This window comes from Micromonospora sp. CPCC 206060, assembly GCF_036906895.1.
GTDB lineage: Bacteria > Actinomycetota > Actinomycetes > Mycobacteriales > Micromonosporaceae > Micromonospora.
In genome coordinates, this window is sequence record NZ_JBAKHU010000032.1 from 1 (window position 1) to 14,050 (window position 14,050).

A 14,050-nucleotide genomic window follows, 5' to 3' on the forward strand; every position below is an offset into this window, starting at 1 on the left:
CACCGAACTCGTCGCCGGCTGTCCCTGGCTACCCACCGGCGCAGCGACCACCTGACCAGTCACCTTCTGGCGTACCCGCGACACCCGGCCCGGCCGGAACACCGCGCCGCCCGGACGGCCGGCGGCCCGGCGCAGCCGTCCGGGCTGCTACCGGTCGGCGTCCTACCTGCCGTTGCGGCCCTGGCAGGTGCGGGGGCGGCGGTTCGGCTGGACCCGGTTCGGTCGGCGGGGCTTCGACCCGGACGAGGTACGCGAGTTCCTGGACCGGGTGGCCGAGGACCTGGCCGCCGTCTACGCCGAGCTGGACCGCAGCCGCGCCGAGACCAGCCGGGTCAAGGATGCGCTCCGGCAGTGGCAGACCCGGCAGGCCCGGATGGCCAACTCGCGGGCCCACCACTGATGCCCGGCCGGTACGTCATCCACCTGCCCGTAGTCGTCAACGACCTGACCGCCGCGAAACGGCTCGGCCGGGTGGTGGCCCGCTGGATGAGTCTGCTGCCGCCCTGCGACCCCGGCGACACCACCGTGTCCGAGGAGGACGCCCAAGGGGTACGCCACCGGGTCTTCTGCGATCGTCGGCTGCCCGCCGGCCGGCGCTGCCTGCTCCACCCCGACCATGATGGACCCTGCGCCCGGAGGCTGCGCCGATGACCGAACCCGTCGTGATCGTCTGCCCGGACTGCACCGAGCCAACCCAGGATGCCAGCGTGCCGGCCGAGCCGACCCGGGGCGCTGGCCTGCCGGCCGGTCGCTGCTCCGGCTGCGGCGGGCAGGGCCGACGCCGGGCGCAACTCACCTACACCGTCGCCAACCTGGACACCGGCGCGGTCGCCTCCCGCACGATCGGGCCCGGCAGCCTGCCGCCGGTCCCCGACGGCCGGCACGGCTGGCAGCTCGACTGTGCCCCGCTGATCCGGGAACTGGCCGAAAGCGTCGCAGCCGTCGGCCTACGCCAGGTCGGCGACCCCGACCGGGGCGCCGACGCCCAGACCATCGGTCTGCCCTCATGGCGGCCCTACCTGACCGCCGGGCAACGCCGGACGGCCGAAGCGGAGGCGCTGGCCCGCCAGGACCACCAGCCGTGGCGGCTCTTCCTCGGCCGCAACACCGCCCCACCCGTACCCGCCCCGGAAAGTGTGCTGGCCCGGCTCTGCGCGGTCGCCGACCTGCTCTGCCTCGACCTGGTGGTGGAAGCCCGGCGGCAGCACGATGACCACCCGACCTGGGACATCCGCTACGAACTGCCCGGCGCCAAGGTGCCCGCCGGGCCCCGCCTGACCGCCGTCGACCTGCCCACAGCGGTCACCGCGACAACCGTCGACGACGCCCTGGCCGGGCTCACCGACCGGGGGCGCACCGCCCCGGCGTACGCCATCAGGCCAGCCGGAATGCCCCCGGCCCGGCCGCCCGTGATCGACCTCGACCAACTCGCACGCCGGGTCGACGGCGACTGTGCCGGCGCGGCCGGCGCTCAGGCGATCTGGCGGGACGGCCGGTGGTGGCACACCCAGCTCCGCCCCGGCAGCCCCGTTCACCCCGACAGCCCCGAAGGCAGCCCCGCCGCTGCTGTCCGCCTGCTCCGGGTCCCGGAGCCACCCGCGCCATCCTGGCGCGGCGAGCCGATCCCCCATCGTCCCTGCCCGGACTGCTTCCCGGGCAGCCCGCTACGCCGCTGCTACTGCACCCTCGGCGGCCACCCGCCCCGTCTGGAGTGCCCCGCATGTCAGGGTGCCGGCTACGCCGCCTCCGCGCTGGCCTGCCCGACCTGCCACGACAGCGGACGACAGTACGACGCGCTCGCGGTCACCGTCACCGACCTGCACTCCCGGGTCGGCCACGAACTGTGGCAACCCGACGCCGCGCAGTCGGCCACCCTGGTCGCCCGACCGCCCCTCGGCCCGCCGGTCCACCAGCTCCCCAAGGGCTACCGGCTCGGTCGCTGGGCCGGCATCCTCGGGGTACGCCCGGAGGACCTCACCGACCTCGACGGTGGCCACGAGATCGGCCAGGACCTACGCGACGGCATCGTCGTCACCGCCACCGAGAACGACCCGATCGTGGCGTACCTCCGGACGGCCAGCGCCGGCCAACCCGGTGCGCGGCTACTCGTCCTCGCCGCCACCCCCGACGTACCGCCCCTGACCGAGGTGACCCGCCTTGCGCTCGGCCTGCACCTCGGCATCGCCGTCACCGTCGCCGACCATCGGCACCACGATGACGACCCGACCCGGCTGCACGGGCAACGCTGGGAGGTCGACATCCTGCCCCCCGGTGCACCCGTCGACCGGCTCGCCCCACCCGTACGACCGACCCTGGAACACGCGATCGGATTCTGCCTGGAAAGCCTGGACAACGCCCTCGCCGCCGTACCGACCGACGCCACCCAGCCCATCATCGCCCCGCAGAATCCGGCACCCCCGGCCATGCCCGACCCGCTGCCGCTGCTCACCCGCCTCGCCAGTCGGTACCCCGGCCACCCGGTCACCGTCGTCGTCGAGCCGACCGGCTACCGCGCGTACCTGCACGAGGCCACCGGCCCCCGACCCCTCACCGCCGATCATGGACTTGTGGTGGGGTGACGGGCACCGCACGGTGCCGGAAACGGCGCGGCGCCCATCCCCGGGAACGGGGTGGGCGCCGCGCCGGTCAGGTGATCAGTCGTCGCCCTGGAAGTAGCTGAGCAGACGCAGGATCTCGATGTAGAGCCAGACCAGGCTGACCAGGATGCCGAACGCGGCGGTCCAGGAGTAGCGCTGCGGCAGACCCATCCGCACGCCCTCCTCGACCTCGTGGAAGCTCAGCACGAAGCTGAGCGAGGCGACCACGATGCAGACCAGGCTGAAGCCGATGGCCAGCGGACCACCGCTGCGCAGGCCGGTGTCGAACCCGAAGAGCGCCAACACCAGGTTGATCAGCATCACCGCGAAGAGACCGACGATCGCCGCGGTCACGCCGCGGACGAACTTCGGGGTGGCCCGGATGGCACGCACCTTGTAGAGCATCGCCATCACGAAGAAGACGCCGAAGGTGGCGACCACCGCCTGGAGCACGATGCCGTTGTAGAGCGACTCGAAGGCCTTGCTGACCATGCCGACGAAGACGCCCTCGACGACCGAGTACGCCACCACGAGGGCCGGGTTGGCCATCCGGGAGAACGAGATGACCAGGCCGAGCGCCAGACCGACGAGCGCGGCACCGATCCAGGCCGTCCGGACCAGCGCATCGGGTACGAGCACCCAGGCCGCTGCGGCGGACAGGCCGAGGATGCCCAGCAGGGTGACGGTCTTGACGACCACGTCGTCGATGGACATCGGCGCCACGGTCGGCGGCGCCGCCGGGTAGCCGGGCGCCGCCGGGTAGCCGGGTGCGGCCGGGTTGGGCTGTCCGTAGCCCTGCGGAGCGTAACCGGGCTGCTGCGGGTAACCGGGCTGGCCGTACGGGCCGGTCGGAGCGTACCCGGCAGCCCGCTCGCGCTCGGCCGCCTGGCCAAGCCGGGCCAGTACCGGGTTGGAAGTCTTCACTGTCGGGCCTCCCTCAGGGGGTCAACGCACATGACGTGCGCTTCAAGAGTAATGTGCCGCGACCGGTTGTGTGGAGATCGCCCGGGAGCGCCGACCAGCAGCACACTCGGTGCCCGGGGCGGGGGTCGAACCCGCATGCCTCTCGGCAGCCGCTTTTAAGGCGGCCGTGTCTGCCTTTCCACCACCCGGGCGGATGGGTGCGGTGATGCCGAAAGCATCCCCGGTGACTGCCACGGTAGCGGGTTCTGGCCCACCCGGCGCACCCCGTTTCGGTTGTCGCACTAGGGTCGAGGCCGTGACCAGCGCAACCCGTACCGCAGAGAAAGCCGGCCCCGGTGAGACCGTGACGCGCGCCGACCGGACAGCGGCCACGAGCCGGCGGGCGCGGTGGGCGGCAGCCGGCAGACGGCACCGGGCCGACCTGGTCACCGGGCTCCTCTTCGTCCTCCTCGCGGGCTGGCTGACCCACGGCATGTGGCCCGACCCGGCCGGCCGCGTGCTCGCGCTCAATCCGGAGGACCAGGCCCTCTACGAGTGGTTCCTGGCGGTCGACGCCCGGGTACTGCTCGGCGACTTCAGCCTGCTCAGCGACCGGCTCAACGCCCCCGACGGGGTCAACCTGATGACCAACACCACGGTCATCGTCCTGGGCATGCTCTTCGCGCCGGTGACGTTGGCCTTCGGGGCGCCGGTCACCTTCGCGCTGCTCGCCGCCGCGAACCTGGCCGGTACGGCGATCGCCTGGTACCTCCTCTACCACCGGGTCCTCGGCGCGCGCCGGCTGGCCGCCGCCGTCGGGGGTGGGCTCTGCGGATTCGGCCCCGGCATCCTGTCGCAGAGCAACAGCCACCTGCACATGACCGCCCAGTGGCTGGTACCCGTGATCATCTGGCTGGTGGTCCGGCTGCTCCGGGCCGCCGACCCGGCCGGACGGACGGACACCGGTGTCGACCCGACCGCACGCACCGCCACCCCTGGCATCGACCGCCGCCGGCTGGTCAGCTCCGCCGTCGGCCTGGCCGCCGCGATCACCGTGCAGGTCTTCATCGGTGAGGAGGTCCTCTTCCTCACCGCGCTCACCCTGGTCGTGATGACCATCGCGTACGCCGCCGCCCGGCCGGCACTGACCCGTCGGGCACTGCCCGGTTTCCTGGCCGGTATGGCGCTCGCCGCGGCGCTGGCGGTCACCGCGCTCGCCTACCCGCTGTGGTTCCAGTTCGCCGGGCCGCAGGGCGTGGCGGACGGGATGTTCAGCCCGGACTACTTCTCGGCCGACCTGGCGAGCTGGTCGGCGGTCTCGCCGCTGTCGGTGCTCGGCGACGACTCGGCGGCCCGGCTGAGCACCGGCCCGGCTGAGTACAACACCTTCCTCGGCTGGCCGCTGCTGCTGGTCGCGCTCGCCGGGGCGGCCTGGCTGATCCGCCGGCCGCTGGTGATCGCCTGCACGGTGGCCGGGTTGCTGATGGCGGCGCTGTCGCTCGGCCCGGACCTGGTGGTCAACCGGGACCGGACCGACGTGCCCGGGCCGTACCGGCTGCTGGAGGGGCTGCCGGTGGTGGACGGCGCGCTGCCGATGCGCTTCGCGCTGGCGCTGCTCCCGCTGATCGCCACCATCCTGGTCCTCGTGCTGGACCGGGCACTGCGGGCCGGCCGGCCCCCGGTGCGCTGGCTGGTACCCGGTGCGGTGGCCGTCGCCCTGCTGCCGGTACTGCCCGCTCCGCTGCCCACCGCCGACCGGCCGGCGCTGCCCGAGTTCATCACCGCCGGCCACTGGCGCGACTGCGTACGCCCCGGCGGGGTGCTGGTGCCGGTGCCGCTGGCCACCCCCAAGGAACCGTGGCCGATGCGCTGGGCGACCGGCGCCGACGCCGGCTTCAGCATGCCGGAGGGGTTCTTCATCGGCCCGTACGGTCGGGGCGGGACCGCTGCGATGGGCACCTACAAGCAGCCCACCTCGTTGCTGCTGACCGAGGTCGCGAAGCGGGGTACCACCCCGCTGATCGACGACAACCACCGCCGGCAGGCGCAGCGGGACGTGGACTTCTGGGGCGCCTCGTGCGTCGTACTGGCCGACGGGGCACCGCACGGGAACGAACTGCGGGGCACCCTGGAGGGGTTGTTCGGCCCGGGTACCCGGGTGGCCGACGCCTGGACCTGGCGGGTTGGCTGACCCGACTGACTGCCCGACCGGGGCACCGCCGGGCGGCTCAGGTGTTAAGAAGGGCCCCTTCCTATGCGAAAAGCGATAAGAAGGGGCCCTTCCTTGCAGGTCAGCGGACCGGTGGGGTCGCCTCGACGAACTCCTCACGCGGGTCGTGCAGCTGGGCGAGTGCGACGACCTCCCGCTTGAGGAAGAAGGCCAGCGTCCAGTCCACCACCACGCGGACCTTCCGGTTGAACGACGGGATCCGGCTCATGTGGTACGTCCGGTGCATGAACCACGCCGGCCAACCGGTCATCTTGATGCCGTAGACCTGGGCCACGCCCTTGTGCAAACCGAGGCTGGCCACGCTGCCGGCGTGCTTGTGCCGGTAGTTGACCGGCTCCCGGCCGTGGATCACCGCCGCGATGTTGTCGGCCATCCGGGCCGCCTGCCGGACCGCGTGCTGGGCGCTCGGCGAGCAGTACGCCCCGGGCGGGCCGGTCAGGTCGGGGACGGCCGCGCAGTCACCGGCGCTCCACGCACCCTCGACCACCCGGTCGGAGTCGACGACCTGGAGCTTCGGGTTGCAGGTGACGCGGCGCCGCTCGTCGCGCGGGAAGTCGGTGGCGTCCAGCACCGGCGACGGCTTGACACCGGCGGTCCAGACAATGGTGTCGGCCCGGAAGCTGTCCCCGTCGGAGAGCTTGACCACCCCGTCGACGCAGGACTCCAGGCGGGTGTCCAGCCGGATGTCCATCTTCCGCTTGAGCAGCTGCTGGACGGTGTACGCGCCCATGTCCCGGTCGACCTCGGGCAGCACCCGCTGGGTCGCCTCGACCAGCACCCAGCGCATGTCCTCCGGCTTCAGCTCCGGGTAGTACTTCAGCGCGTCCCGGGCCATGTCCTCCATCTCGGCGAGCGCCTCGATGCCCGCGTACCCGCCGCCGACGAAGACGAAGGTCAGCGCGGAGCGCCGGACCTCCGGGTCGGTGGTGACGGCACCCACGTCGAGCCGGTCCAGCACGTGGTTACGGAGGTAGATGGCCTCGCCGATGGTCTTGAACCCGATGCCGTGCTCGTGCAGGCCGGGGATCGGCAGGGTCCGGGACACCGAGCCGGGCGCCATGACGATGTGGTCGTACCGGATCTCGCGCACCGGGCCGGTGATCGGCTGCACGGTGGCGGTCCGGTTGGCGTGGTCGACCCGGGTCACCGCACCCGCGACCACCTTGCAGCGCCGCAGCTCGCGGCGCAGCGGCACGACGGAATGCCGGGGGGAGATGTTCCCCGCCGCAGCCTCGGGCAGGAACGGCTGATACGTCATGTGTGGCTGGGGGTCAACCACGATGACCTCGGCCTCGCGCGGGCTGAGCTTCTTCGACAGGCGCAGGGCGGCATAGAGGCCGACGTGTCCGGCACCCACCACAAGGATCCGCTTCGGATTCACGTCATCCATCTTTCCCACCCGGCCCGGATTATGCGCGTTCGATGCCCCCTTCTGTGACGGAGGACCCCTTGTGACCTGCATAACCCCAGGTGAGAAAGTGATTTTCATCGCTGCGAAAAATGCCTGCGATGGGGCCGGAATGGGCATTCCGACCCCATCGGGGATGACGATTCCGCAGGCGTCCCGGGTGTTCACCGGACGAATTTCGCAAGATCAGGAATAGCGCCGGAGATCATCCGCCGAATGGTGGCCGGAACTCAACGGCGGCGGACCAACCAGCCGGGCAGCAACTCAACGGCGGCGGAACAACCAGCCGAGCAGCGCGGCGACCAGCACAGCGACCCCCAGCCCGGCCAGTGCCGCGATCAACCCGGCCCGGTCCGCGCCGGACTCGGTGAACGAGATCAGCAGCACCGAGAGGACCGCCCCGGCGAGGGTCACCCCCAGGGCGCGGAGCAGCCAGCGGGTCGGCACGTCCGGGCTGACCACCGCGTCGTAGGGCAACAGCGCCGCCAGCGCGGCCAGGGTGTGCGTGAGGTAGAGCAGGGTCGCCAGGCCGAGCAGCCGCCAGAGCGCCACCGGTTCGCCGTACCAGCTCGTGGAGAGCAGCCAGCCGGCCACCGCGACCAGCACCGCCACGGTGGGCCACCGTCGGCGGGGAGCCACCGCCGGCAGAACCGCCGCGACCAGCAGCAGCAGGCCGGGCCGGTCGAACAGGATCCGAACCGGGTACGCCAGCGCGAAGGCGGCCAGGGCGGTAACGAAGACACCGGTCCGGATCAGCAACGGGACCAGGGTGATCCTGGCCACCCCCACGCTGACCGAACGGATCCGGTCGTTGATGGCGGAGATCATCGCATGCCCACCCTCGGCGCCGAGGCCATCCGGGCGACGTCCCGGAGCACCAGGTCGAGACTGCCGGCGCCGGCCCAGGCCACCACCGGTACCCCGTGCTGGCGGAGCTGGCCGATCGTGTTCTCCCGTTCCAGCCGCCACAACCCGTACGCCACCGGCGTCCACGGCCCCCGCGACGGCGGACCGACCCCGGCGGGCAGGGTGTCCACGGCCACCACGAACCGGCCCGAGCGGGCCAGCCGGGCCAGCATCTCCGCCGAGCGGGGATCGACCAGCGGGGTGAGCACCACCAGCAGCGCGTTCGACGAGAGCAGGTGCGGGCCGAACACCTGGTCGTAGGGCTCGTACTCGGACTGTTCCACCTGCACGTCGAGCAGCCACTCCAGCAGGGTGAGGTACTGCCGGCGCCCGGTGGCCGGGCGCAGCCGACGGGCCGACGGACCGTACTCCAGCATGGCCACCCGGTCACCCCGGTGCAGGTAGTGCTCGCCGATGGCCGCCGCCGCCCGGACGGTGGTGTCGAGCACCGAGGCGCTACCCGCGATCCCGCCCGAACGCCCCGCCTCGGCCAGCACGTCGAGCAGGAGCACCACCTCGGCATCCCGGTCGGAGAGGGTCGCGGCCACGTGTAGCTGCCGGGCCCGCAGCGACACCCGCCAGTCGATCCGGCGCAGCCGGTCCCCCGGGCCGAAGACGCGTACCCCGGCCAGCTCGCCGCCCTCGCCGGGGCGCCGGGACCGGTGCCCGCCGACCAGGCCGGCGGCCCGGGGCATCGCCTCGTCCGCCTCGAACGGTTCGGTCACCGGATAGACCCGGACCGTCCGCGCGCCACTGACCACCGGCCGGCAGGCGACCAGGCCGTCGCAGGCCACCGCCCGCACCCCGGCCGGGCCGATCGGGTGCCGTCCCCAGCGCAGTGCCTCACCGCTCAGTAGCAGGTCGGAGCCGCTGCCGGCCGGGGTGGCCAGCACGAACGGCCGGTCCGTTCCTCCGGCGGGCAGGGCCTCGTCGACCCCCGCGTCCGGCCCGGCTCCCGTGTCCGGCCCGGCCCGGTCGATCCGCAGCCAGGGCGAGACCAGGGTACGGACGATCACCAGGTCGAAGTCGACCTCGCCCGGGTTGTCCACGGCCACCGTGCCGGCGACCGGCCCACCCTCGACCAGGTGGGTGTCGTCGGCGTCGACCTGTACCCCGGGTGCGACGGAGGGTCGGTGCCGCAGCGCGTACGCGGTGCCGAGCCCGAACGGCACGGCCAGCACGACCAGGTCGATCCGGCCGAGCAGCACCCCGAGGATCAGCAGCAGACCGGTCAACAGCACCGCCCGGCCGAGCGCCCGGGTCGGTACCCACTCCGGTGCCGTTGCCGGACCGGACGCACCGGCCTCCGGTGGCGGGTCGGCGGTACCGGCCGGTACGGCGGGCCGCAGCACCCGGGTCATGCCAGGCCGGTGGTGGCCGCGTAGCTCGGCAGTGCGCCGCTGGCCGGGGCCGGGGTCCGCTCCAGCACCTCGCTGACCACGAACGACGGGTCGGTACGGCGCAGCCACATCTCCGGACGCAGGGTGATCCGGTGCGCCAGGGCGGGCGCCGCCACCTCCTTGACGTCCTCGGGGATCACGTAGTCCCGCCCGGCCAGCGCGGCCCGGGCCCGGGCCAGCAGCAACAGGGCCAGGGAGCCCCGGGGTGAGGCACCGACCAGCACCGACGGGTGCTCCCGGGTGGCCGCGGTCAGCGCGACGATGTACCGGCCGATGGAGTCCTCGACCACCACCTCCTCCAGGGCCGCCTGCATGGCCAGCAGGGTGGCGGCGTCCACCACCGGCTCCAGCACGGCCTCCTCCCGGCGGCGGGAGATCCGGCGGCGCAGGATGTCCCACTCCTCCTCCGGCAGCGGGTAGCCGAACGAGACCCGGAGCAGGAACCGGTCGAGCTGCGCCTCGGGCAGCGGGTACGTCCCCTCGTACTCGATCGGGTTGGCGGTGGCGAGCACGTGGAACGGCGGGTCGAGCCGGTAGGTGACCCCCTCCACCGAGACCTGCTTCTCCTGCATCGCCTCCAGCAGTGCGGACTGGGTCTTCGGCGGGGTCCGGTTGATCTCGTCGGCGAGCAGCAGGTTGGTGAAGACCGGACCGGCCCGGAAGGCGAAGTCGCCGTTGCGCTGGTCGTAGAGGAAGGAACCGGTCACGTCGGCGGGGAGCAGGTCCGGGGTGAACTGGAGCCGCCGGAAGTCCAGGCCGAGTGCCTGGGCGAACGACCGGGCGGTCAGCGTCTTACCCAGCCCCGGCAGGTCCTCCAGCAGCACGTGGCCACCGGCCAGGATGCCCGAGAGGACCAGCTCAAGTGCCTCCCGCTTGCCGACCACCACGGTGCCGACCGCGTCGAGCACCGAGCGGGCCAACCGGCCGACCTCGGCGACCGGCAGGAAGCGGGCCTCGTTCATACCTTCTCCAGTCTGGCGATGACCGCCGCGAGGTCACGCGGCGACGGGGTGTGCCGGGTCGTCGTCGAGGTGAGCAGGGCCCAGACGTCCGCACCGAGCAGGTCACGGGCCCGGGTCGGGTCGGACCGCCGGTCCAGTCCGTGCCGTTGGCGCAGCCGGTCGTCGGCCAGCTCGCCGAGGGCCGTCAGCACGCTCCGCTGGAACCGGTCGGGCTCCCCCTGGGACCAGGTGAGTCTGCGTTCCCACCGGGCCACCGCCCGGCTCAACGCGTCATCGCCGCTGAAGCGGTACCGGCCGTCGTCCGCACTGCCGGAGTACGACCGGCGCCGGCCGGGCGGGGGCGGCACGAGCGGACCGGTGACCCGGCGGAGCAGCAGCAGCGCCAGCCAGCCGGCGAGTACCGCCACGACCGGCAGCGCCACCCCGAACAGCCGCATCCCGACGATGGTGACGGCGGTCAGCGCCCCGGCCGACGCGGCGGTACGCAACCACCCGCCGAGACCGGTGCGCTCCCGTCGCCCCGGATCGTCACCGGCGGGCTCCTCCTCGTGCTGGAGCAGGTCGTCGATGCTCGCGCTGGACTGGCTCACGACTGCACCACTCCCCCGGTACGGCTGGTCCGGCTCACCGTGGTACCCCCGCGTCCCGGCCGGGCCGGTTCACGACCCGACCTCGGCGGTCAGCTCGGCCCGCAGCCGGGCCAACGCGGAGCGGGCCTCGTCGCGCATCTGCTCGTCCACGGTGTGCGTGGCGTACCGGGCCTGCCGGTAGACGTGGGCGAAAGCGGCCAGCACGTCCACGCTGATCCGCGCCGAACCACTGCCGAGCAGCCGGGTCACCAGGTCGGTGGGGGTGTCCCCGACACTACGCGGCACCCCCGCCGCCGCAGCGGCCTCCTCCAGGCGTACCCAGCAGGCGATCACCGCCCGGCGCGGATCGGCGTCGGTGTCGGAGAGGTCGACCAGTCCGGCGTCGAGGGCGGCGACCACCTCGGCAGCGGTCTGTTCCGCCGACCGGCCGGCGGTCCCCGGTCGCACCGGCGCCTTCGCGCCGCGCCGCCGGATGCTGCCGGACAGCCCCTTGAACAGGCTCCAGACCAGCAGCCCGATGAGCACCGCCGCCACCAGGGTGCAGAGCACCGCCGCCAGCGTGGTGATCCAGCCGGGCAGCTGCGTCGGCTCGGCCGGGGCCACCTCCTCCATCGGTGGGAACGACGGGGTGTCGGTCGGGTACTCGGCCAGGGCGGGAAACTCGTCGGATGGCTGCTCGACGCGACTGAACCGCAGGCCGGACCGGGTGGCCGCGAAGCCGGCGACGGTCAGCAGCCCGGCGACCACGGCCAGTGGCCAGAACCGGCGCAGCGTACCCAGGGTGGGGTGGAACCAGTTCGGTGGGCGTACATCCGTCATCGCCACCGCCCCCGCGTCGCACCGTCAGTCCAGTCCGGCCAGCTCCCTGGCCCGGACGAACACGTCATCCAGCATGGCCGGCGTCAGCCGCCCGGTAAAGGTGTTCTGCTGGCTGACGTGGTAGCAACCCAGCACCTGCGGCACGGCCGTGCCGGACCAGTGTGCCCCATGGCCGAAGGAGGGGCGCGGGCTGGGCGGTCGGACGCCGTACACCTGCTGCAACGTCGGCCACCACGCGGCCCAGGCGAAGGCACCCAGCGCGACCACCACCCGCAGCGTGGGTCTGATCAGCGCCACCTCCCGGTGCAGCCAGGGTGCGCAGGTGTCCCGCTCGGCCGGGGTGGGTTTGTTGTCCGGCGGTGCGCAGCGGACGGCGGCGAAGATCCGGGTGTGCCACAGGGCCAAGCCGTCGTCGGCGGCGGCGACGCTGGTCGGCTGGTTGGCCAGCCCGGCCCGGTGCAGCGCGGCGAAGAGCACGTCCCCGGACCGGTCACCGGTGAAGATCCGCCCGGTCCGGTTGCCGCCGTGGGCGGCCGGGGCGAGTCCGAGGATGCCGATCCGGGCGTCCGGCACGCCGAAGCCGGGCACCGGGCGACCCCAGTACTTCTGGTCGCGGAAGGCGGCCCGGCGGACCCGGGCCACCTCCTCCCGCCAGTCGACCAGGCGCGGGCAGGCGAAACAGTCACTGACCGCGCCGTCGAGGTCGGCGAGGTCGGTCGCCCGCGCCGCGCGGGCGACCACCTCGGACGGGGTACGCGGTTCAGCCAAGCCGGGCCCGGAAGCACTCGAGGGTACGGGCCCAGGCACTGGCTGCGGCCTGCTGGTGGAACACCTCGGGCCGGTCGTCGTTGAAGAACGCGTGCGCGGTGCCCGGGTAGTCGTACACGGTGCAGTCCCCACCGGCCGCCTCGATCGCCGCCCGGGCGGTTTGTACGCCCTCAGCGGCCGAGGTGCCGTCCTCCTCCGAGCAGTGGATCAACGCGGTCTTGCCGGCGTAGTCGGCCCAGTCGGGGCGCATCCGGTTCCACGGCAGGACCGGGTAGAAGCCGACGGCGGCGACGATGCGGTCGGAGAGGGTGGCCGACCAGAGGGCCAGGCTGCCCCCGGCGCAGAAACCCACACAACCGACCTTACCGGTCACCTCGGGACGCCCGGCGAGGTAGTCGGCCGCCCCGGCGATGTCCCGGGCCGCCTGGTCCATGGCCAGGCCCATGATGAGCTTCCCGGCGTGGTCCGGCTCGGTGGTCGACTCGCCGTGGTAGAGATCCGGGGCGAGGGCGACGAAGCCAGCCGCCGCGAACCGGTCCGCCACGCTGGTGATGTGCGGCACCAGGCCCCACCACTCCTGGATCACGACGACCGCCGGGCCGGCTGCACCATCGGCGGGTAACGCGAGGTACCCCTCGCTGGTCCCACCGTTGCTGCGGTAGCTCACCATCTCGCCCATCGGCCCGTCTCCTAGCGGTCAGTCATCATCGGCTGGTCGCACAGTGGTCGTACGTGCCGGTAGCCTGCCACGCCCTCACCGCACCGGGGAAGACAGCGGGACAGTGGCATATACCTCCTGTTCACCGCCCGGCCGGTCCTGGTAACGGTGCCGGTTGTGGCGACGTTCCGGCGTTGCGGTGGCGGTGGGCGGTGTCGTCCGCAACGGGGCCGGAGACGCCGACGGCGGTGGCGCGGCCTCGGGCCGCACCACCGCCGTCGGTGGATGGAGGATCCGGTTCCCCCGTCAGGACTTCTTGGTCAGGCAGAGCAGGTAGCCCTTACCGCCGGCCGGGATGCTGTAGAAGGTGTAGCCCTCCTCACCCTCCTTGATGTACTGCTCGCAGGCGGAACCGATCTGGGCCTGGGCTGCGGTCTGGTTCTCCACCCGGCCGACCACGTTGAACGCCGCCTCGGTCGAGGTGCAGTCGACGACCTTGGCGTCGTTGGCCTCCTTCTCCTTGCCCTCGGCGACCTCGGGCAGCCCGGCGATGCAGTCGCCGACCTTCGCCTGGGCGGTCTCGTCCTTGTCCCCGAAGAGGGACTTGGCGCCGAACTTCAACCCGCCGATGACGATCACGGCGAGGATGACGCCGAGAATGCCGAGCAGCTTCTTGCCGCCGCTCTTCTTCTTCTCCGGCGCAGCCGGAGGCGGCACCTGCATACCCGGCTGCGGCTGACCCGGGTGCGGGGCGGGAGACGGTGCGACCTGCTCAGACACTGTGTTTCCTTCCAAGGGGTGAACAAGCA

At 72.7% G+C, this 14,050-nt stretch carries 13 protein-coding genes, 1 tRNA gene and 1 pseudogene; 4 read left to right on the forward strand and 11 right to left on the reverse strand.

What is annotated here, in order from left to right:
• Positions 1-115: 115 nt before the first annotated feature.
• The 3 genes and pseudogenes from V6U90_RS19780 to V6U90_RS19790 form a co-directional block, all read left to right on the forward strand.
• Positions 116-400, forward strand: a pseudogene (locus V6U90_RS19780) (DivIVA domain-containing protein); the annotation flags it as partial.
• Entirely contained in the window at positions 400-651 is a 252-nt protein-coding gene (locus tag V6U90_RS19785) for a hypothetical protein (RefSeq protein WP_334438705.1), read from the forward strand. The pseudogene V6U90_RS19780 and the gene V6U90_RS19785, both read left to right, overlap by 1 nt.
• Positions 648-2,579 carry a hypothetical protein gene (locus tag V6U90_RS19790; protein ID WP_334438556.1) on the forward strand — a complete coding sequence of 644 codons (1,932 nt, stop codon included), beginning with the start codon at positions 648-650 and terminating at the stop codon, positions 2,577-2,579. Before V6U90_RS19785 ends, V6U90_RS19790 begins: the two co-directional genes overlap by 4 nt.
• Before the next feature lie 75 nt (positions 2,580-2,654).
• On the opposite strand, the gene V6U90_RS19795 is transcribed toward V6U90_RS19790, so the two are convergent.
• The gene (locus V6U90_RS19795; RefSeq protein WP_334438559.1) at positions 2,655-3,521 is read right to left on the reverse strand and encodes a Bax inhibitor-1/YccA family protein; all 867 of its coding nucleotides are present in this window, start codon (positions 3,519-3,521) and stop codon (positions 2,655-2,657) included.
• Positions 3,522-3,631: 110 nt separating this feature from the next.
• Positions 3,632-3,712: transfer RNA gene (locus V6U90_RS19800), tRNA-Leu, on the reverse strand.
• A 104-nt stretch (positions 3,713-3,816) separates the two neighbouring features.
• Between V6U90_RS19800 and V6U90_RS19805 the strand changes: the two genes are divergently transcribed.
• Positions 3,817-5,691, forward strand: coding sequence for a hypothetical protein (locus tag V6U90_RS19805; RefSeq protein ID WP_334438562.1), 1,875 nt, complete (start codon positions 3,817-3,819; stop codon positions 5,689-5,691).
• Between the two features lie 100 nt (positions 5,692-5,791).
• On the opposite strand, the gene V6U90_RS19810 is transcribed toward V6U90_RS19805, so the two are convergent.
• From V6U90_RS19810 to V6U90_RS19850, 9 genes are all read right to left on the reverse strand, one after another.
• Positions 5,792-7,111, reverse strand: a complete 1,320-nt coding sequence (locus tag V6U90_RS19810) for an NAD(P)/FAD-dependent oxidoreductase (protein ID WP_334438708.1) — start codon at positions 7,109-7,111, stop codon at positions 5,792-5,794.
• A 291-nt stretch (positions 7,112-7,402) separates the two neighbouring features.
• Positions 7,403-7,963 carry a hypothetical protein gene (locus V6U90_RS19815; RefSeq protein ID WP_442933628.1) on the reverse strand — a complete coding sequence of 187 codons (561 nt, stop codon included), beginning with the start codon at positions 7,961-7,963 and terminating at the stop codon, positions 7,403-7,405.
• Positions 7,963-9,405 (reverse strand): DUF58 domain-containing protein, encoded by a 1,443-nt coding sequence (locus V6U90_RS19820; RefSeq protein ID WP_334438566.1) that lies wholly within the window; start codon positions 9,403-9,405, stop codon positions 7,963-7,965. Before V6U90_RS19820 ends, V6U90_RS19815 begins: the two co-directional genes overlap by 1 nt.
• Entirely contained in the window at positions 9,402-10,406 is a 1,005-nt protein-coding gene (locus V6U90_RS19825; RefSeq protein ID WP_334438568.1) for an AAA family ATPase, read from the reverse strand. The genes V6U90_RS19820 and V6U90_RS19825 overlap by 4 nt, the downstream gene beginning before the upstream one ends.
• The gene (locus V6U90_RS19830) at positions 10,403-10,996 is read right to left on the reverse strand and encodes a hypothetical protein (protein WP_334438570.1); all 594 of its coding nucleotides are present in this window, start codon (positions 10,994-10,996) and stop codon (positions 10,403-10,405) included. The genes V6U90_RS19825 and V6U90_RS19830 overlap by 4 nt, the downstream gene beginning before the upstream one ends.
• A 69-nt stretch (positions 10,997-11,065) precedes the next feature.
• The gene (locus V6U90_RS19835; protein WP_334438573.1) at positions 11,066-11,815 is read right to left on the reverse strand and encodes a DUF4129 domain-containing protein; all 750 of its coding nucleotides are present in this window, start codon (positions 11,813-11,815) and stop codon (positions 11,066-11,068) included.
• Between the two features lie 24 nt (positions 11,816-11,839).
• Entirely contained in the window at positions 11,840-12,556 is a 717-nt protein-coding gene (locus V6U90_RS19840) for a uracil-DNA glycosylase (protein ID WP_442933629.1), read from the reverse strand.
• 19 nt (positions 12,557-12,575) lie between these two features.
• Positions 12,576-13,262: a dienelactone hydrolase family protein gene (locus V6U90_RS19845; RefSeq protein ID WP_334438578.1), complete on the reverse strand. Its 687-nt coding sequence runs from the start codon at positions 13,260-13,262 to the stop codon at positions 12,576-12,578.
• A 285-nt stretch (positions 13,263-13,547) separates the two neighbouring features.
• The gene (locus V6U90_RS19850) at positions 13,548-14,021 is read right to left on the reverse strand and encodes an LppU/SCO3897 family protein (protein WP_334438580.1); all 474 of its coding nucleotides are present in this window, start codon (positions 14,019-14,021) and stop codon (positions 13,548-13,550) included.
• Between the last annotated feature and the right edge of the window lie 29 nt (positions 14,022-14,050).